The following is an 18,970-nucleotide window of genomic DNA, read 5'->3' on the forward strand; positions in this document are numbered from 1 at the left end:
CCTCCTTGCTTTGCCTCTATACCGCCATGGCAACGCAGGCGCGCTGTTCGCGTAGAGGCGCGCGCTGGCGGAGGTAGTTTCGCACCTCGGCGCAGATGATGTCCCAGGTCATGCGGAGCTGGGCGAACCAGGGAACCGGGGCCATTTGCTTATGCATGTAGCTATCAAAGGTGAGGCGTTGCACATCGCGGTTACGGCACATCTCGGTGAAGACCTCCATCTGCCGTTCGTTGCTATAGCCCCATTTTTGCAGCCAGCGCAAGAAGGCGTACATCGAGCCGTACTGATCCCACCAGAGCTTCTCGTAGACCCGCAGATTGGCCGAACTGGGAACGTCAAGGTACTGAGCGAGCACCTGGGCGGCAATCTGGCCGCTCTTCATAGCCCAGTAGATCCCCTCGCCAGAGGTGTGCACAACCAGACCCGCGGCATCGCCAATGAGCATAGCCCGATCGAAGGCCATATGCCTACGGGGTTCCATAGGCAGGGCATGGGCCTCGCGCAACAACACGCGGCCTCCCTCAAGGGCCGGGCCAAGGCGCGCCTTAAGGTTGGCAAGCAGGGTCCGGGCCTGCGCGGTATGCCCTGGCCCCGCGCCCACGCCGACAGCGATATGGTCGCGTTTGGGGAAGGCCCAGGCATAGAGATCCGGGCTGACATCGTGGCCGAGGTAGAGGTCGGCGGTCCGTTCCCAGCGAGCCATCTGGCGATCAGGGAGGGCGATGCGTTCTTGCAGGGCAATGGCGCGGGGGAGATTGGGCAGACCAAGGAACTTCGCGGTGGGGGAGTAGGCCCCATCGGCCCCGATCACCGCGTCGGCGGTGATAGTCCTCTCGCTGCCATCGCGTATACGCCGGTAGGTAACCGTGACCCCCTGGCGTTCGAAACGCAGGCCAGTAAGCTGAGCGTGGATCAACTCGGCCCCGCGTTGCTGGGCGCGGGCGCGCAGGAAGCCATCGAAGACCTCACGGCGAACCATGGCCACATAATCATCGGCACTGGGCACAGTACCGGCGACATCAATATGGGTCTCCTGGCCGGAGGGTGACACCACCAGGCAGTGCGTCACCTTACGGTCAATCAGCGTGGCGGGCAGATCGAACTCCTTGAAGGCAGCGGGGGGCACCGCGCCGCCACAGGGCTTGGCCTTGACCAGCTCACGCTCGATCAGCACCGTCTCGATCCCCAGACCGCGGAGCGTAATCGCCGCCGTGGCGCCACCCACCGAAGCGCCGACAATTACGACACGTTGCGTCATAATTCCCCCGTTTTTCGCTCCAAGAAAGAGGCGCCAACCCGAGGCAGAGCGCCCATGCGCCGCTGTCGCGCAACTAAGCCTTAGGAAGCCAGACCGATGGCAGCGGCCAGCATTCCCCAGACGTAGAGCATGATCGCAGTGGCGTTGAAGAAGACCTCGTTATGCTCCGGGTCGCGGATGAAGCGCACATTAGGAATGCTCTGGGCGGCGAGGAGCAGGAAGACCACGCCCGCAGCGATCGTGTGTCCCCAGCTCAGGAGCAGCACGATCACGCCAATCTGGGCCAGGCCCATAATCGTCACCACCATGCGTGCGGCAGCCACCTTGCCATACTGGACCGGGATGGAGCGAATGCCCATCAGGGCGTCGCCCTTCATGCTCTTAAAATCATTGACGGTCATAATGCCGTGGGCGCCGAAGGAGTAGAGCAAGGCGATGGCGATGCTCTGGGTGGTGAGGGGAGCAAAAGCCACATGGCCGGCCATCCAGGCCAGGCCCTCGTAGGAGATGGCTACCAGGGCGTTGCCGATCCAGCCATTGCGCTTGGCGCGCACCGGCTTGAGGCTGTAGGCGAGCGCGGCGATAAGACCAAGACCGACGAAGAGCGCCACCTGGCCCCCAAGGATAAAGGCCATACTGGTGCCCAGCCAGGTGAGGATGACCGCGAGAATATGGACGTGGCGCAGGCTGACCTGGCCGGAGGGAATAAGGCGATGGGGCTCATTAATGGCATCCACGTCGCGGTCACAATAATCATTGATCACCTGCGACAGGCCGCAGAGGATGGGACCAGCCATAAACACGCCGAGGGCCAGGCGAGCGATCGGCTCCAGTTGCCATGACAGGGCGCCACTCGCCACCGCGCCGCAGAGAAAGGCCCAGGCGGGAGCGAACCAGGTCACCGGCTTCATCAGCGTGATGGAGCGGGTGAGGATACCGCGCAGGCCGGGGACGGGCGCAGCGAGTGGCGGGGTGGCCGGCGTGGGCGCGGGAGCGAGACCTGAGCCTTTGTGGGTGTCACTCATTGACAGCTCGATTCTAGGCAGGGGGGTCGGAGGCGCGGGGCGTCCCGCACCGGAGCGCCCCGCGCTGCCACCTACGGCGTTCCGCGCAGGATGGGCGGCAGGATCACCACCCCGGTATCACCTTCGGGGATGGCATTCCGGTTGATGGCCGCTCTAGGAATAGCCGCTCGCTGATGGCAGGTGTAGCAACCCGGCACATTATAGAACTGCCCATCGATCTGCTGGTAGGAGAAGCGGCTGGCCCCGCCTTCCAGTTCGGAGGGAATGGCGTCTTTAGGCAACGCCCCGTAGGCCGTCCAGTTCTCTTTCAGCCATGTGGTGAGTTGCAGCATGCGCTGGGCCTTGAGCTTGTTATAGCCGTATTCGGGATGCGCGATATTGCTGGCCGTCCCCAGCTCATAACCTACGAAGTTGCGCGAGTTGTGGCAGTAGGTGCAGCCGACGCCCAGCGACCAGGCCTGGTAGTTCATCACGTTCTGGTTAATAGTGACCTGCTCCTGGGTGCGCCCGCCGTCGTAGGTTAGCGCCAGAGCGCCGCGCCCGCTTTCAGGAACGTTAGGATCGAAGGGTTTCCAGACGAAATAGTTATAGATGTAGTAGAGCACCGAGTCCTGGAGACTGATCGGCTGGCGCAGGGCTTCGGGTTTGAGCGCCGGATCGGTGATCGCCACGCCATTCTCATCGAGCGGATCGACCGTCACCAGAATATCGGGGACGCTCTTGATGAACTGGACGCCAAAGCTCTCCAGGTTGTTGGGCGCGTTGTTATGGCAGGTGGCGCACTGCACATAGTTTCCGCGCCAGTTGGGCAGGTTGACGATATACTCGGCGTTGACATCGCTTACCAGATAGAGCATGTTGCGGGCGGCGATCTTCTGCGGGTACTCGTCACTGGCGAAGTTCTGGAGGTTATGGCAGTACTGGCATCCGACGCCGAGGGCGGCGGAGACATACTGTTGCATATAGGTCCAGATTTGCGCCGAGGTCATGCCGGCGAGGACCTGCACGTTGACCGTGTTGGGATTGGCCTGCACCCACGCCTGGCCAGCCTGCACCCCTTCGGTCCAGGCCTGTTCGCCGAGCCATGGCTGGCGGCCATCGGTGGGCGTATTCGGTTGCGCCCTGGTGATCACCTGAATCCCGTCGCTCGGGCTCCAGGGCGTCGCGGCGGCTTGAGCCGCAGCTCTGCGCTCGGGGGCGAGCACCAGACTATACACCCACCAGAACGTCGCCGTCGTTACCACGGCAACGAGGATGCCAACGGCCACCGAGATGAAGACCGCAGCCTGTCGTTCACTGGGCCCGGTTGGCGCTTGCATAGAGATCTCCTCGAGCTCCAGGTCAGGAGCCCGGCGCTACCGCACCAGGGGCAGCCGGCTCCGACATATACGTCAGGGCGTCAGGAGGACGGTCGCGCTGCACAGCCTGCCTCGGGGGAGTGCGGGATGCGGATACAACGCCAGGGAAAGCGCGCGTAGTTGACCCTGACCGTGCACCTGTCAGTATACACCCGATGCTTTGGAAGGTCAAACAATGTTCTATGTGCAAAAGCCGGAATAATCCTGGCAGTAAGATGGCAACAACCGCCAGCACCCCCTGCTGGCGGTTGTTGCCAATCCCGTGGCGCTCTAGCCGCCGGCGGGCGCCAGGCGCCACAGGTCTCAGCCGAGCAGGGCGCCCAGATAGTGCAGTATCAATACGCCAGCGGGCGTTCCGGCTGGAGTCAGGTTGTCGAGCCAGTTGTAGCGAACCGAACTGAGCACGATGAAGTGGATCAGCAGCGCGACAACAAAACCCAGGATCGTAAAAAGGACGATGTTGGTGCGCACTGGACTGCGTGGAGGCATAGGCCGCTCCTTACCTTGGAAGGCAAACCATTACAAGACAACACCCGCTCCGCCTGCATTAGAGAGTAGGGCTTAACCACGGACGCCACAGCCAGACCAGCAGGTGCGCGATCGCGGCGATCACGCCAAAGGCCCAGAACGACTTCACTACGATGTCATGCATGAGCCAGTCCTGGTTGTTGAACAGCGGCCGCCATTTCGGGGGAACCAGATTGTCTTCTTCGCGCATGGATAAACCTCCAGCTTACTACAGCGGGACCACTGACCGGACGCCAGGCACACCTTGCGATCCTGGCGTTGCATGCCCCTCCCTCCACCCTCACGGCGGGAGTTGCACAGCGGGAAAGGTATAGGATGTAAATACCTTATACTGCTCTAAATTATATAGAAGGCAAGAAAGATTGTCAATCGTTGCTTTTAAGCAAAAAGTAGCGATCCGTTTACAAACCGCAGCCCTTTGCTCCCCAGAAACGGAAGGGCTGTGGTATGATACTGGTGAAGAATGGAACCCGGTACGCCGCGCCTCTGGTCGCCTTTCCTTCACCCGGCGCCAGAGAAGAGACGGTTCAGGAAGGCGAGCCTCTCCCTTCAAACCTATGCCCGATGAACTGTGAAGGAGCCCCGTGTGACCCTGCTGCTGCTGATTCGCCACGGAACCAATGATTGGGTACACGGACGACTGGCTGGCTGGACGCCAGGCGTGCATCTCAACGACGAAGGACGCGCGCAAGCGGCCGCGCTGAGCGAGCGGCTGGGCGATCTGCCCATCGCGGCGATCTACACCAGCCCGCTTGAGCGCTGTGTCGAGACGGCTGCTGCCATCGCGCAGCCGCGCGGGTTGCAGTTGCGCCTGGTGGAACAGATCGGCGAGGTGCGCTACGGCGAGTGGCAGGGCGCTGAACTGAAGGAACTCTATAAACACGAACTGTGGCCGGGCGTACAGTTCTATCCCAGCGGCACCCGATTCCCCAATGGTGAGACCCTCGGCGAGGCCCAGATGCGTATGGTTCAGGCCCTTGACCGCCTGCGGGCCCTGCACCCCGGGCAGACTATCGCCGTTGTGTCCCACGCCGACATTATTAAACTGGCCATTGCCTACTATGTGGGCATGCATATTGATCTGTTTCAACGGCTGGTCATCAATCCAGCTTCGCTGACCGCCATCGCGTTTGAGCGGATGGGACCGCGCCTGCTGGCGTTTAATGAAACCGGCTCTCTCGCCCACCTGCGCCTGAAGTCCGAGTCCCTCGCCGCAACCGAGCAGCCTGTGGCAGGCGCCGAGGCCGCCTCCCCGACGCCTGCCGCGACGAACTCCGCCGCCGGCAACGGCGAAGGCCCTTTGCCGGCGGCGAAGCACCTAGAGCAGGAGCATGTCTGAGTTTACCTACGATCTGGATGCCGTGCAGCGGATCACCGTGGGCGCCGTCGGTCCTAAGGGCCAGCGGGTCTTCTACATGCAGGCGCGCCGGGGATCGCGCCTCATCACCCTGCTTGCCGAGAAGGAACAGGTTCGCGCCCTTGCCGAAGCAATCGGGCGCCTGCTCGACAGCCTGGCTGAGAAGAACCCGCGCCTCGCCACCTCCAATGACTTGCTGGTCACCGATATGAGCCTGGAAGAGCCCCTGGAACCGGAGTTCCGCGTCGGCCAGATGGGCCTGGGCTACGATCCCGAACGCGATCTGATCGTCTTGCTGATCCAGGGGATCAGCGACGATGACGAGGAACAGCCAACCGCGCGTTTCTCGGCCACCCGGCCCCAGATGCGCGCCCTGAGCAGCCACGCCGCGCAGGTGGTGGCCGCCGGTCGCGCCATCTGCGGCAACTGTGGCCGCCCGATCGATCCATCGGGGCATTTCTGTCCCGAACGTAACGGCCACGGTCCCATCCGCGGCACGCCATGATCCTGACGGGTCGGGCTGCCCTGGCTGGGGCGAACCATGTTTCCCTGGCGCGCAACTGCGCGCAGCCCTGAAGGTTGCGCTACTGTGGGCGGAGAACGGCTCCCCATGCGCGCGCAACCGGCCGCATAGCCAGACCGCGTCCTACAGGAATACTGATCGAAGCATACTCCAGCCATGAACGAGCAGCAGCCTCAGACCATCGAGGTAGCCCAGGTATTGGAAGCGCTGGCCAGGGGTGATATGTCGGTTGAGACCACCCTGCCCTACAGCAGCAACTATACGCTGCTCGCAACCATTACCTATGAGGAACACCGGCTGCTCGCCGTCTACAAGCCGCGTCGCGGCGAGCGCCCGCTCTGGGATTTCACCCGCGGCACCCTGTATCGCCGCGAGGTGGCGGCATACGTGGTCTCCGAAGCCCTCGGTTTCGGCCTCGTGCCCCCTACCGTGCTCCGCGACGGACCCTATGGCATCGGCATGGTGCAGTTGTTCATCGCCAACGACGAGGACGCGCATCTCTTCACGATGCTCAAGGAAGGGGGCTATGAGTCTGTCATTCGGCGCCTGTGCGCCTTCGATTGCCTGATCAATAACGCCGATCGCAAGAGCGGTCACGCTCTCAAGGGTCTTGATGGACGGCTCTGGGCGATTGACCACGGGATCTGTTTTCACCACGAGCCGAAATTGCGCACCGTGCTATGGGATTTCGTCGGCGAGGCGTTGCCCCCCGAGGTGATTACCGCGCTGCACGCCTTCCGCGCCCGACTCGATGCCGGCGACGCCGTCGCGCAGGCTCTCGACGATCTGCTCGATAAGGTCGAAATCCGCGCCCTGCGACGCCGCCTCGACCACCTGCTCGCTACCGGCGTCTTTCCACCGCCCGGCCCCGGCCCCAATGTGCCCTGGCCTCCGGTATAGCGTCCTATGGACTGCTGAATCCTTCCAACACCTCTTCATACTCCCTTCACAACTCCTCCGTATCCTGATCGTGATAGATAGCACCGGAGTTGACGGAGGTCTCTACCGATGGAACGTAGACGCAACTGGTTGGGACTGGCCGCCCTCGCCCTGGCGAGCCTGGCCCTGGTTATCAGTCTTGGCGCGCTGTCCGGCGCATGGCGGACTCGACCGGCCGCGACCGTGGCCCAGACGCCGCCAGTTACATTCATTGCGCCCGGCCCCGGTGGGCGCTTCGAGGACTTACGGGGCAACCCCCCGCCGCCATTCGCGGCGCCACGGTGGAAGCATCACGCCGAGGGGCATCACTTCGCCCCCCATCCTGGCGGCTTCTTCTGGCCGTGGCTCGGCTTTGCCTTCAAGCTCCTACAGGCCCTCACACAACTGGCCGCCCTGGTCCTGCTGGCCTGGTTGCTGCTGCGCCTCTTCCAGCAGGGCCGCAACAACCAGCCGCCCGCAGGTCCGTCCGCACCTGCCGGTCCGCCTGCGCCCGCCGGCCCGACTACGCCCGCCGGGCATGATCCGCGCGTGGAGTAAGGATACGGGGATGGGGCGAAACCCGGCTTTCCACCGTCCCTGCAAGCGGCTGGCAGGAGCCAGGAACAATGAGCCGCACCATTCTCGTTGTTGATGACGAACCTGGTATCGTGCAGATTGCCCGCGATTACCTGGATCGCGCCGGGTTTCGCGTTATTACCGCCAGCGATGGACCAACGGCGTTGCGCCTGGCCCGGCTTGAGCGCCCGGCGCTGATGGTGCTCGACCTGATGCTGCCAGGGATGGACGGCCTGGACGTCACTCGCGTGCTGCGCCAGGACCCGGCCACACGCAAGCTGCCGATCATTATGCTGACTGCGCGCGTCGAGGAGGCCGACCGGCTGATCGGCCTGGAACTGGGCGCCGACGACTACATCACCAAGCCCTTCAGCCCGCGCGAACTGGTGGCCCGCGTCCGCGCCGTGCTGCGCCGCACCGAAGACGCGGGCACACCCGCCGGCATCATCTACTGCGGCGAGCTGAGCATTGACCTCGAGCGTCGCAGCGTCCGCCGCGGCGGCGAGCCAATCGAGTTGACCGCCACCGAGTTTGACCTGCTGGCCGTCCTCGCGCGCGAGCCAGGCCGACCCTTTACTCGCGCCCAGCTTCTCGAACGGGTGTACGACACGCACTACACCGGCTATGATCGCACCATTGACGCCCATATCAAAAATCTGCGCCGCAAAATCGAACCCGACCCCGCCACCCCGCGCTATATTCTGACCGTCTATGGGGTAGGCTACAAGTTTGCCGAGTCGCCGGCGTAGGGAGCCAGAGCAACCTGGCGCTCCTCCCGCCCCCTGTACCGGACGGAAGAGAGCAGAGCGCCCGGTTCATACACCTGAACTACCGTCGGGCGAGGCGCGGGAAGGCGCAGCCCTCCATGCCTCGCCCTGAAAGACCGCGCAACGAACCGTAGTCCTGGACTAGTTTCTGTTGAACGGGTCGCGGGTGCATCGTCCCCGGGTCGCATTAGAAAGCCATATACGGCCATCGAAAATCCAAAATCCACAATCCGAATTATGCGTCCACGCATTTTTAGTTTGATGTTGACCGCCTTTACCCTGGTGATCGTGCTCGGGGTGGGGGGCATGCTCCTGCTCTTCTGGCTGACAGGACAGAACGATCAGCGCGCCCGGACCGAGTGGGGCGTGCGGTCCGAAGTGCTCACTCGCGCCGAGGCGCGCCGGCTGGCCCGCCTGTACGAACGCAACGGCGCCTGGACCGGGGTTGACATTCGGTTGCGCGCTCTTGAGCGGGAGTTGCGGCCGGCCAATCTGGAGAGCGTGGCTCTGCTCGACGCCCAGGGCCGCGTGGTTACCTTGCGCCCATCAGCCTGGGGTGAACCGCCACCCGTCCAACCGTCGCTCACAGGCATCGTTTTGCCCGGCGACATCCCCCTGCCCATCAGTCGCAACGACGGTCTGACAGTGCGTTCAGTGCCGATCATGCTCCGTGGCGACCAGGTCGGCGCGCTGGTGCTGGTGTACCGGGGCGCGCCGGGCGACCAGCAGGGCGCCGGGACGCTGGCCCGCAGCATTCTGGGCGCCGGCGTGGGCCTGGCGGCCATCCTGATCGCGCTGGCAGCCTTCTTTTCAAGCCGCATCAGCACGCCCCTGCGCCAGCTCGACGCGGCGGCTCGCTCGATGGCCGCTGGCAATCTCCGGGTGCGCGTACAGCCCGGCCTGGTGCGCGAGGTGGCCGACCTGGCCCGCAGTTTCAACCAGATGGCCGACGCCCTGGAGGACTCCGACCGCCAGCGCCGCCAGCTTACCGCCGATGTGGCCCACGAGTTGCGGACTCCCCTCTCGATCATCAAGGGCCGGCTGGAGGGCATCCAGGACGGGGTGTATCGCGCCGAGACCGAGCAGATTGACGGCCTGCTCGACAAGGTGGCGCTGCTGGAGCGCCTGATCGAAGACCTGCGCCTGCTGGCCCTGGCCGATGCCGGGCAACTGGCCCTGCACACCGAGCCGGTCAACCCCGCGCGGCTGCTGGAAGACGCCCGCGCCTCCTTCGCCCAGCAGGCCGGGGAACGGAATATTGAACTGCGCGTTGAGGCGGAAACGGCGCCGGAGTTGACTGCCGATCCGCAGCGGATCTCTCAGGTCCTGGGGAATCTGGTCAACAATGCCCTGCGCCACACCCCTCCAGGCGGAGTCGTGACCCTGGCGGTGCGATCCGGTCCGTCCGAAGCGCTCTTCGAAGTGCGCGACACCGGCAACGGCATCGCGCCAGAGGATCTGCCACGGATCTTTGACCGCTTCTACCGGGCCGATCCCTCGCGTTCGCGTGCCAGCGGCGGCGCCGGTCTGGGGCTAGCCATCGCCCGGCGCATCGTCGAGGCCCACGGCGGGCGCATCTGGGCCGAGAGTGCACCGGGCCAGGGCGCCACGGTGCGCTTCACCCTGCCGTGGTAGAATAAACGTAAGTAAGGGTGGCGGAGGCGTCAGGGTTGTCCCTACATCTCGGATGTAGAGATGTGGAGGTGAAGTCTGCAAGCTGGCTTGAACCGAGGCTTTACACCTTCGCAAGGACAAGGATTTCGACCCCGCATGCCCCGCTCCTTCCCCTACGAAGTTTAAGCACCGACAGTTAGGGGCGACCGTCCGGTCGCCCCTAGCGCGCCCTGGCGAGCAGATATTGGAACGATGCGGGAAGCGTCGCTTCTACAACGGAGACCTGTCACGGAGACAGGGGATCACCGGCGCCTCTCACTACCACCGGAGTATGACCATGCACGAAATGCTGCGCGAGTCGCCCTACCCGCTGGTGTCGATTGACGAGGCGCTGCGTCTGATCCTCTCCCGCGCCGCGCCTCTCGATACGGAGGAGGTTGACGCGCTCACCGCCGATGGACGTGTGCTGGCCGAAACCATTCGCTCGCCCGAAGCCGTGCCCGATGGCCCCCGGGCCGCGATGGACGGCTATGCCCTGCGCGCTGCCGACGGACTGGCCGAACGGCGCGTCGTGGCCGAATTGACCGCTGGCGTCACCCCGGAGCTGGCCATCGGCCCTGGCATGGCCGCCCGGATCATGACCGGCGCGCCTATGCCTGCCGGCGCCGATGCCATGATTCCCGTGGAGTTCACCGAGGAACGTGACGGGGTGCTGCGTGTGCAACGCGCCGTGCAGCCGGGTGAGTACGTCCATACGCCGGGTCAGGATATTGCTCGCGGCGCGGTGGTGCTGGAGCAAGGGAGCGTGATCGGCCCGCCCGAAGTGGGCCTGCTAGCCGCCCTTGGTCTCACCCGCGTGCGCGTGTACCGCCGGCCCCGCGTGGCGGTGCTCTCCACCGGCGACGAGATCGTCGAGCCGGGTACGCCGCGCCCTCCCGGCGGCGTGCGCGACTCCAACCGCTATGCCCTGCTCGCCGCGGCCCGTGAGGCCGGCTGCGAAACCCGGTCGCTGGGAATTGTCCGCGATGACCTGGCGGCGCAGCAGGAAGCCGTTCTCCGCGGTCTGGAGCAGGCCGATGTGTTGATCACCAGCGGCGGCGCGAGTATGGGAACGCGCGATCTGATCAAGACCATCCTGGCCGAGATCGGGACGATCCATTTTGGCCGGGTGGCCTTCAAGCCCGGCAAACCTACGACCTTCGCCACTACCAGCGACAAGTTGATCTTTGGACTGCCGGGGTACCCGGTCTCATCGCTGGTCTCATTCGAGGTCTTTGTGCGCCCGGCGCTACGCGCGCTGCAAGGCGATGCGCGGCCCATGCGCCCTCGCGTGCGCGTCACGCTGGCCGCGCCGGTGCGCCCCGCCCCTGATCGTCCTGAGTATCAGCGCATCGTGGTGCGCCAGGTCAATGGGCGCTTGCTGGCAACCACGACGGGCGCGCAGGGCAGTTCGCGCCTGCTCTCGCTTCGTGGGGCCAACGGGCTGCTGATTGTCCCCCCTGGCGACCGCGAGCGCCCCGCTGGCGCCGAACTGGAGGCTCTGCTGACGGGACCGATCTATGATGCCTGAGCTTACCGTTGCCACTCCCTCCGGCGCCTACCCCGTGATCGTCGCGGCGGGCGCGCTGAGCCAGTTGCCCGACCGGCTCGGCGCCCTTGATCTCCGTGGCGCCCTCTGGCTCGTGAGCGACGCGGCAGTGGCCGCAACCCATGGCGCATCGCTGGCCGCCCGGCTGAGCCAGGCGGGGTATCAGGTGCAGCGCTACACCGTACCCTCCGGTGAAGCCAGCAAGAGCCAGGAGCAACTCTGGCGGCTGTACGACTGGATGATCGGCAACGGCGTGGAACGGCGCGACGTGGTGCTGGCCCTCGGCGGCGGCGTGGTAGGCGACCTGGCGGGCTATGCCGCTGCGACGGTGCTGCGTGGCATCGCCGTGGTGCAACTGCCCACCACCCTGCTGGCTATGGTAGACGCGGCCGTGGGCGGCAAGACGGGCATCAACCACCCGCTGGGCAAGAATCTTATCGGCGCCTTCCACCAACCACGCCTGGTGCTCGCCGATACCGACACCCTCGCCAGCCTGCCGCATCGCGAGTTGTGCGCCGGGTGGGCTGAAGTGATCAAACACGGCGTCATCCGTGAGGCTGGCCTCTTCGCCGAGCTTGAGCGCCTCGCCGCCGAGCGCGGCTGGACCGACACAGGGTTCGGCGGCTGGGACGCCGAGGATCGGGAACTGACCGACCGCCTTACCAGCCTGATCCGGCGCGCCGTGGCGGTGAAGGTCGAGGTGGTCAATCGCGACGAGCGCGAGCAGGGCGAACGCATCACCCTCAACTACGGGCACACCATCGGTCACGCTGTTGAAGCCCTGGTAGGCGACTGGGCCCTGCTTCACGGGGAGGCGGTGGCCATTGGCATGGACATCGAGGCGCGCATCGCCGCCGCTATGGGCCTCTGCGACCTCGCCCTCGTCGAACGGCAGCGCCGCCTGCTCGCGGCTTATGGCCTGAGCGCCAACCTTCCATCCGATGTCGATCTCGAAGCCCTGCTCGCCCTGATGTCGCGCGATAAAAAAGTGCGCGCCGGGCGCATCCGCTGGGTGCTGCCGACGGCCATCGGCAGCGTCACGGTCTGCGACGACGTGCCCGAAACGACCGTGCGCGCCGTCCTCGACGGGTAGACGCGCGCCCCCGGATGCCTGTCACCGCGTTCGCGCCCCGGTGCAAAAACATACGCCAACCCAAAATGACACGTGCGCCGGATGCGCGCACGAGACAGAGACGGCCCGGCGGGCTGTCTCTAGGGGCGCCCCGCGGTTGCAAAAAAGACGCCAACCCAAAACGACACGGGCGCCGGATGCGCGCACGGGACAGTGGTATACTGCACTTCGGGATTGAACCTTCCACACCGAGGTGCGTATTGGATAGCGTCAAAGCCTTCGCTGATCGCGTCATCAACAATGTTGATCAGGTGATCGTGGGCAAGCGCCAGGCTGTGGAACTGGTGCTGGTAGCGCTGTTATGCCGCGGCCACGTGCTGCTCGAAGATGTACCCGGCACCGGAAAGACCGTGCTGGCCAAGAGTATCGCGCGCTCAATCGGGTGCAGCTTCAAGCGCATTCAGTTCACCCCTGACCTTCTGCCTTCCGACGTGACCGGCGTTTCGATCTTCAACCAGCAGAGCCGCGAGTTCGAGTTCCGCCCCGGACCGGTGTTCGCGCAGATCGTGCTTGCCGACGAGATCAACCGCGCAACGCCCAAGACCCAGAGCGCCTTGCTGGAGGCGATGGAAGAGCGCCAGATCACCGTTGATGGCGAGACCTACGTCCTGCCCGCGCCCTTTATCGTGCTCGCCACCCAGAATCCCATTGAATACGAGGGCACCTTCCCGCTGCCCGAAGCCCAGCTCGACCGCTTTCTCCTGCGCCTGCATCTGGGTTATCCCGAGCGTCTTGACGAGATCGCCATCCTCAAGCGGCAGCGCCAGGCCCATCCCCTCGATTCGCTTCAACCGGTCGCCGACATTGACGAACTGCTCCAGTTGCAGCGGACCATTACCGAGGTCTACGTTGACGACCTGATCGAGGAATACATCGTTTCTCTGGTTAGCGCCACGCGCCATCACGAGGATGTCTACCTGGGCGCCAGCGCGCGCGGTTCCCTCGCCCTCTATCGCACGGCTCAGGCGCGGGCGGCGATGCGCGGGCACGATTTCGTTACTCCCGATGACATTAAGGCCCTGGCGGGAGCAGTGCTCGGCCATCGCATGATTATCAGCCCGGCGGCTCGCATTCGCAACGTCACCGCTGGAGCCGTGATTGACGAAATCCTGGGCGCGGTGGCCGTGCCCGGCGCGCGCGCCGGGCGGCGTTTCGATCGCGCGGGCGCGGTTGTGAGCCGCTAATTCTAATTTTGGATTTTGGATTTTGGATTGCCGTATATGGCGTCCCGCGGTGAAGCCGCGCGGAGATGTATGATCACGCCATCAGCGTTGCTGGAACAAACCCTGGCTGCCTACGGCGATCGGCTCTACCATATGGCGCTGCTGGCCGGCGGCGATGAGCGCGCCGCCGCGACGATTCTGCTCGGCGCCACACGCGACCTCTCGCGCTCCTGGCAAGAGCAGCCGCCCGCGCAACTCCCCGCCGAGACCGATGTGCTGGCCCGGCTCGTCACCGTGGCACGGGTCGCCGAGCAACGGATGGGGCAGCGGCGCCTCCGGCGCGGGCCACGCCTGGTTTTTTCGACCTTTGCCCTGCACCATCTGCCGCTCGACCAGCGCCTGGCCCTGGGGCTGCACCTGCTGCTGGGCTACGACGGCGCCCGGATTGGCCAGGCGCTCGACCTGGACGAAGACGCCGCCCGGGCCATGCTGATCGCCGCCGTGCGCGCCCTCGGTCCCGCTGCCGGAACCAGTCTGCCCGACCGGATCGAGGACGAACGCTGCGAGGCCACGCGCGCGGCCCTGGTTGACCCGGCAACCGGGGCGAGCTACGGGTCGGTCATCCGGGGTCACCTGGCCGCGTGCGCCCTCTGTCGAGCCTTTGATCGCGCCTGGGGCGAGATCACCCGCCAGGTGGAAACGGCCCTGCGCGCCGCGTTCCGCGAGCGGCCCCTGCCCGCCACGCTCCGCGAGCGTCTGCTGGACCAGGGGCGCCCGGCACGGCGCCTGGGTCCGCGCCTGCGCCTGGCCCTGCCCCCGCTGGCAGTGCTGGCCCTCATTGCGGCCCTGGTGCTGCCCGGTTTTCGGCGCGAACCGGCGCGGGTGGTCGAACGCCAGGAGAGCGCTCCGGTAGATGCCGGCGCCCTTGTGGCGCGAGCCCTCGAACGTTACGGCCAGCCGCCCGATCACAACGCGGCCTGGCACCGGCGCTACGAAACCCTGTGGTACTTCGACGATGTACCTATCGCGCCCCTGCGGGCCGAGATGTGGCTCGACCCGCGCAATCCGGCGCGCCACCGCCTGCAATTGACCCACACCGACGGCGGCGCGCCCTACGAACTGCAACTCGGCGACGGGTCCTCGCGCCTCTACTACGCTCTTGACGCGCTCTTCGCCTCCGCCCTCTACGGGCCGCTGCCCATCCCGGCCCGCCCTGAAGCGCCCGCTCTGCTGGTTGAGGAGCTCGACGCCACCGCCCAGCAACGCGCCCTGGCGCTGCGCCTGGCCAGCGGCCCCTGGTCGCTTCCGCGCAGTTATTTGCACCAGGCCCGCAGCGCCGCCAATCTGCGCGCCCTGGGCCGCCAGCGCGACGGGGCGCATACCTTGCAGATCCTCAGCTTCACCGGCGTCAGCCCGCTGGGATTACCGCCCGATACTGCCGAAACCGGCGCGGAGCGGGTGACCGTCCTCCTGGGAATTGACGCGGACAATGGCCAGCTCCGCTCTGTGACCGAACTGGCCGGTCCGGATGGCGCCGCCCAGACCAGCCGGGTCACCTGGCGCCTGGTCGAAGAGCGCGCGGTTACTCCGCAGGAGCAGGTTTTCTCGATTAACCGGGCGTGGACCGGCGTGGGAGATTTCAGCGACGCACGGCGACATCGCAGCGCCGATCTGGCGCTGCCCCTCATCCACCGGCGGGCCCTGGGCGAACCGGCGCGACTGCTGGCGCCCCCGTACAACCAGATCCCCGTCTGGATGCCCGCCGCACCACCCGCAGGCGTCGAGCGGGCCTTGCTGCTCTGGGGTGAGGGCAACTGGCGGCGCCGGACGCCGCCGCAGGCGCTGGTCTACCTTGGCGAGGGGCGGCAACTGATGCTGCTCTTCAACACTGATGCTTCCGTCGAGGGTGAGGAGTTGACCATCGGCCCCTGGCGCGCAACGTTGCGGGCCGGGCGAACGCAACGCTATACGATGGCGTTAGACCTTGTACCGGCGAACAGTGGCGGTGCAGCGGGCGATCCCCTCACCCGTCTGCTGCTTGATGCACGCGGCTTTTCGCGGGAGGAGGTGCTGGCGCTGGCGGCGAACTTGCAACCATTTGACACTCAGACCCTGGCGGCGCACCGGCGCCTCTTCGCCGCTGCCGCTGCGCGCGCTCCCTAGAGCCAGGTTCCTCACTCCCCCACCGACAGTCCATACCTTACCCGATGTCACAGCGCGTTACCGACTGCTGTTCTACACGAGCGCGTCCTGATGCCGAACACGGCAGCGGGGCCGGCGGCGCCGGTAGAGCGTCGGGCGTCGCCACGCAAACCAGCAGGGGCGACCGGCCTGCCCCCTACTGGTTCAGACAGGCAGGAATGTTGGGAACGCCCCTCTCTCAACTTGTGGGTCATTCGGGGAGAGAGGGGCGGCGAGCATAGCGGGGGAGGGTGAGGACAAACTGCTACAGGCTAATCGCTTGCCTGCGGGCCGGCCATAAAAGCCCAGGCTGGAGGGTTACGCCACTGCGTCTGGCAACTCGACACCTGCGCTGACCGCCGTTTCATCCCTCGGCGCCATTGCCGCGATCGCGTTCCTTGGGCGGACGACCGGTGCGAATATTACGGAGCGAGTGAATGGTAGCCGCGATGGCGCGGTCGGCCCATCCGTAGATCGTCGGGCGGCTCTTACGCAGCTCCTCGGCGATCTGAGTTACGTTGGTGCGATATTCCGGATCGAACGTGGCAAGGTTGATCCGCGCCGAGGCGACAATCTGCTGGATCTCCTCCTCGGTCAGCCCGTGCTCACGAATGAGCTTTCTGGCGCGCTTGCTGGAAACATCAAGCTGCATGGGTTGCTCCTTGCCAACGCCCTGCCCGCGTCTTGCCGTTCTGAAACCCGAAGCGGGGGCCAGTCAGGATGCCCCATCGCGGAATCAGTCAGACGCGGACACTTACGCCCTGGTCAATCGAGAGGTGTAAGTCTTTATCATCATACCATGCACCGGGCGGGCTGTCGAGTCGCATTTGTAAACAGTATTCCAGGCGCCGATGGGCGCGCACCGGCATTGTGGATAACTGCTTCTTTGAAGCGCCATGAAGCACTAAGAAGCATGTTCGCATGTGGGCCGAGACAGCCATTTATAGCTCATGTACTACATGATAATGTTTAACATGTAGCATCATGACCCATGGATGGCATTGTAAAGTCTTGTTCCACACATGTTTGTGCCCGGCGCGCTATGGTACAATTGCCGGCGGAGGTTGCCGATGGTTGAATCGATTGACCACCGCCTGCGACAACGCGAGTATCTGCTGCAGATCAGCCGCGCGATGACCGCGCAACTTGATCTGGTAAGCGTTCTCTCGCTCGTGATCACCTATGCGGTCGAAATGACTGCCGGAACCTCAGGGCTGATTGCACTTTACGATGAGGACGGCAGCGACGAGCTACGGATTCGCGCCTCGGCGCACCTCTCGCGTGAATACTGGCCCGCCTTCGCGCGGCTGCTGACCCTGCCGCTCGCCGAGATCCCCCGGCGGGGCGAGGCGATGCTGCGCGAGATCGCCGCGGATACGGGGTTGACCCTGCGCCAGATGATCGCTCTGCCCCTCGTGTTGCGCGATACGCCGGTGGGGGTGATCTACGTCTTTCGCGCGGCCCTCAATGTGGCCTTTTCGGCCAATGACCGCCAGGTGCTGCAGGATTTCGCCGACCAGGCGGCCATCGCCGTCTTCAACGCGCGCCTCTACCAGAGCGTCCTGCGCGAAAAGCAGCGCCTTGATGCAACCATCGAGCAGTCAGCCGACGGGGTGATGATCATTGACAGCCGCTGGCGGATCGTCACCTTTAACAAGGCGATGGAGCAACTCACCGGCTGGTCGCGCGAAGAGGCCATCGGGCGGCCCTGCGCCGAAGTGCTCGCCATTCATAATCCTCAGGGGGTCAATATCTGCCTGGTGGATTGCCCGCTCAATCGCCTGCCCTATTTGAGCAACCCTGTGGTGGAGGGCCGTATTGTCACCCGCGACGGGCGCGAGTTGTTCGTCCAGAGCCGCTACGCGCCCCAGCGCGGCCCGCAGGGGCAGTTCCTCGGCGCGATTGCCAATGTGCGCGATATTACCGCCCAGAAACAGGAAGAAGAGTTGCAGAACACCTTCATTTCGGTGATTTCGCACGAGTTGAAAACCCCGGTCAGCATTATTAAAGGCTATGCCGGCACTCTGCGCCGCGAGGATGTCACCTTTACACCTGAACAGTACCGCGAGGGTCTGGCGGTGATTGAGGAAGAAGCCGATCGCCTGGCGCGCCAGATCCAGGACCTGCTCGATGTTTCCCGCCTGACGGCCGGCGGTCTGCGCCTCGAACTGACCGATGTCTCCCTGCCGCTGCTCGCCGCCGAGGTGGTGCGCGGCTTCGCCGCCACCGCTGGCGAGAACTACCGCTTCGAACTGCGCTTTCCTGACGATATGCCGCCGGTGCGCGCCGATTATGAGCGCGTGCGCCAGGTGCTCACCAATCTGGTTTCAAACGCGGTGAAGTACAGCCCTGACGGTGGCACGATCCGCATCGGCGGCTGGGATGAGCAGGATTTTGCCGTCTGCTATGTGTCCGATCAGGGAATTGGCATTCCGCCTGAGGAGCACGAGGCGATCTTTCGCCGTTTCTATCGCGTGGATAACCGCCTGGCCCGCGAGACGCAGGGAAGCGGCCTGGGCCTCTTCCTCACCCGCGCCATCGTCGAGGCCCACGGCGGGCGCATCTGGGTCGAGAGCCAGGTGGGCAAAGGGTCGCGCTTTGTGTTTACGTTGCCCCTCGGGCGTCGCAAGCTCGTGGATCTGCGCCGCGAGGCAGAGGCTATAGACGACCGTTCTAATACGTAGATATGAGTCACGCCCGGATTAGCGTCTGGAGAGGCGCGGGGAGGCTGCGCCTCCCCGCAATTCTCATTCCGCCTGCGACGGACGGGCGCCCTGGCGCAACGAGGACTGTCTGCCGCCGCGGGCGGAACCAATCGCGGAGGGCCGCGCCTCCGCACCTCCCCAAACGGTTGCGTAAAAGGCCCTGCAATGCTCTTCCCTCACTCGTTTGGAGGGGTGTGGGGGAAACAGCGTTGACCAAAACCCCCACGCCCGCGGCGGTGAGCCCCCAAGCGCGGCAGGGATAAAAAGAAACCACACG

General features: G+C 64.9%; 17 protein-coding genes. 11 read left to right on the forward strand and 6 right to left on the reverse strand.

The genetic code is table 11. From position 1 onward, the window contains the following. Nucleotides 1–16 precede the first annotated feature (16 nt). From NZU74_10455 to pufB, 5 genes are all read right to left on the reverse strand, one after another. Nucleotides 17–1,258, reverse strand: a complete 1,242-nt coding sequence (locus tag NZU74_10455) for a geranylgeranyl diphosphate reductase (protein ID MCS6881745.1) — start codon at nt 1,256–1,258, stop codon at nt 17–19. A gap of 80 nt (nt 1,259–1,338) precedes the next feature. After that, on the reverse strand, nt 1,339–2,283 hold the full coding sequence (gene chlG, locus NZU74_10460) for a chlorophyll synthase ChlG (GenBank protein MCS6881746.1): 945 nt from the start codon (nt 2,281–2,283) through the stop codon (nt 1,339–1,341). A 71-nt stretch (nt 2,284–2,354) separates the two neighbouring features. Next, complete coding sequence (locus tag NZU74_10465; GenBank protein ID MCS6881747.1) at nt 2,355–3,602, reverse strand: photosynthetic reaction center cytochrome c subunit family protein; 1,248 nt, start codon at nt 3,600–3,602, stop codon at nt 2,355–2,357. A 342-nt stretch (nt 3,603–3,944) separates the two neighbouring features. Then, nucleotides 3,945–4,130, reverse strand: coding sequence for a light-harvesting antenna LH1, alpha subunit (pufA, locus tag NZU74_10470; protein ID MCS6881748.1), 186 nt, complete (start codon nt 4,128–4,130; stop codon nt 3,945–3,947). A 58-nt stretch (nt 4,131–4,188) separates the two neighbouring features. Further along, nucleotides 4,189–4,359: a light-harvesting antenna LH1, beta subunit gene (gene pufB, locus NZU74_10475; protein ID MCS6881749.1), complete on the reverse strand. Its 171-nt coding sequence runs from the start codon at nt 4,357–4,359 to the stop codon at nt 4,189–4,191. 396 nt (nt 4,360–4,755) lie between these two features. Between pufB and NZU74_10480 the strand changes: the two genes are divergently transcribed. From NZU74_10480 to NZU74_10525, 10 genes are all read left to right on the forward strand, one after another. Further along, the gene (locus tag NZU74_10480; GenBank protein ID MCS6881750.1) at nt 4,756–5,508 is read left to right on the forward strand and encodes an MSMEG_4193 family putative phosphomutase; all 753 of its coding nucleotides are present in this window, start codon (nt 4,756–4,758) and stop codon (nt 5,506–5,508) included. Continuing rightward, nucleotides 5,501–6,031, forward strand: a complete 531-nt coding sequence (locus tag NZU74_10485) for a DUF3090 family protein (protein MCS6881751.1) — start codon at nt 5,501–5,503, stop codon at nt 6,029–6,031. The genes NZU74_10480 and NZU74_10485 overlap by 8 nt, the downstream gene beginning before the upstream one ends. A 174-nt stretch (nt 6,032–6,205) precedes the next feature. Beyond that, entirely contained in the window at nt 6,206–6,949 is a 744-nt protein-coding gene (locus NZU74_10490; protein MCS6881752.1) for an SCO1664 family protein, read from the forward strand. A gap of 108 nt (nt 6,950–7,057) precedes the next feature. Beyond that, on the forward strand, nt 7,058–7,525 hold the full coding sequence (locus NZU74_10495; GenBank protein ID MCS6881753.1) for a hypothetical protein: 468 nt from the start codon (nt 7,058–7,060) through the stop codon (nt 7,523–7,525). 68 nt (nt 7,526–7,593) lie between these two features. Beyond that, entirely contained in the window at nt 7,594–8,292 is a 699-nt protein-coding gene (locus tag NZU74_10500; protein MCS6881754.1) for a response regulator transcription factor, read from the forward strand. A 255-nt stretch (nt 8,293–8,547) separates the two neighbouring features. Next, nucleotides 8,548–9,945, forward strand: a complete 1,398-nt coding sequence (locus NZU74_10505) for an ATP-binding protein (protein MCS6881755.1) — start codon at nt 8,548–8,550, stop codon at nt 9,943–9,945. A gap of 310 nt (nt 9,946–10,255) precedes the next feature. After that, a complete protein-coding gene (locus NZU74_10510; protein MCS6881756.1) occupies nt 10,256–11,494 on the forward strand; it encodes a molybdopterin molybdotransferase MoeA in 1,239 nt (412 codons plus the stop codon). After that, nucleotides 11,484–12,605, forward strand: a complete 1,122-nt coding sequence (gene aroB / locus NZU74_10515) for a 3-dehydroquinate synthase (GenBank protein MCS6881757.1) — start codon at nt 11,484–11,486, stop codon at nt 12,603–12,605. Before NZU74_10510 ends, aroB begins: the two co-directional genes overlap by 11 nt. Before the next feature lie 239 nt (nt 12,606–12,844). Beyond that, the gene (locus NZU74_10520; protein MCS6881758.1) at nt 12,845–13,828 is read left to right on the forward strand and encodes a MoxR family ATPase; all 984 of its coding nucleotides are present in this window, start codon (nt 12,845–12,847) and stop codon (nt 13,826–13,828) included. A gap of 69 nt (nt 13,829–13,897) precedes the next feature. After that, on the forward strand, nt 13,898–15,970 hold the full coding sequence (locus NZU74_10525; protein MCS6881759.1) for a hypothetical protein: 2,073 nt from the start codon (nt 13,898–13,900) through the stop codon (nt 15,968–15,970). Between the two features lie 382 nt (nt 15,971–16,352). Here the strand turns inward: NZU74_10525 and NZU74_10530 are convergent, their stop codons facing one another. Next, a complete protein-coding gene (locus NZU74_10530) occupies nt 16,353–16,640 on the reverse strand; it encodes a hypothetical protein (protein MCS6881760.1) in 288 nt (95 codons plus the stop codon). Between the two features lie 418 nt (nt 16,641–17,058). On the opposite strand from NZU74_10530, the gene NZU74_10535 reads away from it, so the two are divergent. Then, on the forward strand, nt 17,059–18,672 hold the full coding sequence (locus NZU74_10535) for an ATP-binding protein (protein MCS6881761.1): 1,614 nt from the start codon (nt 17,059–17,061) through the stop codon (nt 18,670–18,672). The last annotated feature ends 298 nt before the right edge of the window (nt 18,673–18,970 follow it).

It is taken from the genome of Chloroflexaceae bacterium (genome assembly GCA_025057155.1).
Lineage (GTDB): Bacteria > Chloroflexota > Chloroflexia > Chloroflexales > Chloroflexaceae > JACAEO01.

What these genes read in the sequence shown, in the direction of transcription:
- NZU74_10455 (MCS6881745.1), bottom strand. Translation starts at nt 1,258, where the DNA reads ATGACGCAACGTGTCGTAATTGTCGGCGCTTCGGTGGGTGGCGCCACG.
- chlG (MCS6881746.1), bottom strand. Translation starts at nt 2,283, where the DNA reads ATGAGTGACACCCACAAAGGCTCAGGTCTCGCTCCCGCGCCCACGCCG.
- NZU74_10465 (MCS6881747.1), bottom strand. Translation starts at nt 3,602, where the DNA reads ATGCAAGCGCCAACCGGGCCCAGTGAACGACAGGCTGCGGTCTTCATC.
- pufA (MCS6881748.1), bottom strand. Translation starts at nt 4,130, where the DNA reads ATGCCTCCACGCAGTCCAGTGCGCACCAACATCGTCCTTTTTACGATC.
- pufB (MCS6881749.1), bottom strand. Translation starts at nt 4,359, where the DNA reads ATGCGCGAAGAAGACAATCTGGTTCCCCCGAAATGGCGGCCGCTGTTC.
- NZU74_10485 (MCS6881751.1), top strand. Translation starts at nt 5,501, where the DNA reads ATGTCTGAGTTTACCTACGATCTGGATGCCGTGCAGCGGATCACCGTG.
- NZU74_10490 (MCS6881752.1), top strand. Translation starts at nt 6,206, where the DNA reads ATGAACGAGCAGCAGCCTCAGACCATCGAGGTAGCCCAGGTATTGGAA.
- NZU74_10495 (MCS6881753.1), top strand. Translation starts at nt 7,058, where the DNA reads ATGGAACGTAGACGCAACTGGTTGGGACTGGCCGCCCTCGCCCTGGCG.
- NZU74_10500 (MCS6881754.1), top strand. Translation starts at nt 7,594, where the DNA reads ATGAGCCGCACCATTCTCGTTGTTGATGACGAACCTGGTATCGTGCAG.
- NZU74_10505 (MCS6881755.1), top strand. Translation starts at nt 8,548, where the DNA reads ATGCGTCCACGCATTTTTAGTTTGATGTTGACCGCCTTTACCCTGGTG.
- NZU74_10510 (MCS6881756.1), top strand. Translation starts at nt 10,256, where the DNA reads ATGACCATGCACGAAATGCTGCGCGAGTCGCCCTACCCGCTGGTGTCG.
- aroB (MCS6881757.1), top strand. Translation starts at nt 11,484, where the DNA reads ATGATGCCTGAGCTTACCGTTGCCACTCCCTCCGGCGCCTACCCCGTG.
- NZU74_10525 (MCS6881759.1), top strand. Translation starts at nt 13,898, where the DNA reads ATGATCACGCCATCAGCGTTGCTGGAACAAACCCTGGCTGCCTACGGC.
- NZU74_10530 (MCS6881760.1), bottom strand. Translation starts at nt 16,640, where the DNA reads ATGCAGCTTGATGTTTCCAGCAAGCGCGCCAGAAAGCTCATTCGTGAG.
- NZU74_10535 (MCS6881761.1), top strand. Translation starts at nt 17,059, where the DNA reads ATGGTTGAATCGATTGACCACCGCCTGCGACAACGCGAGTATCTGCTG.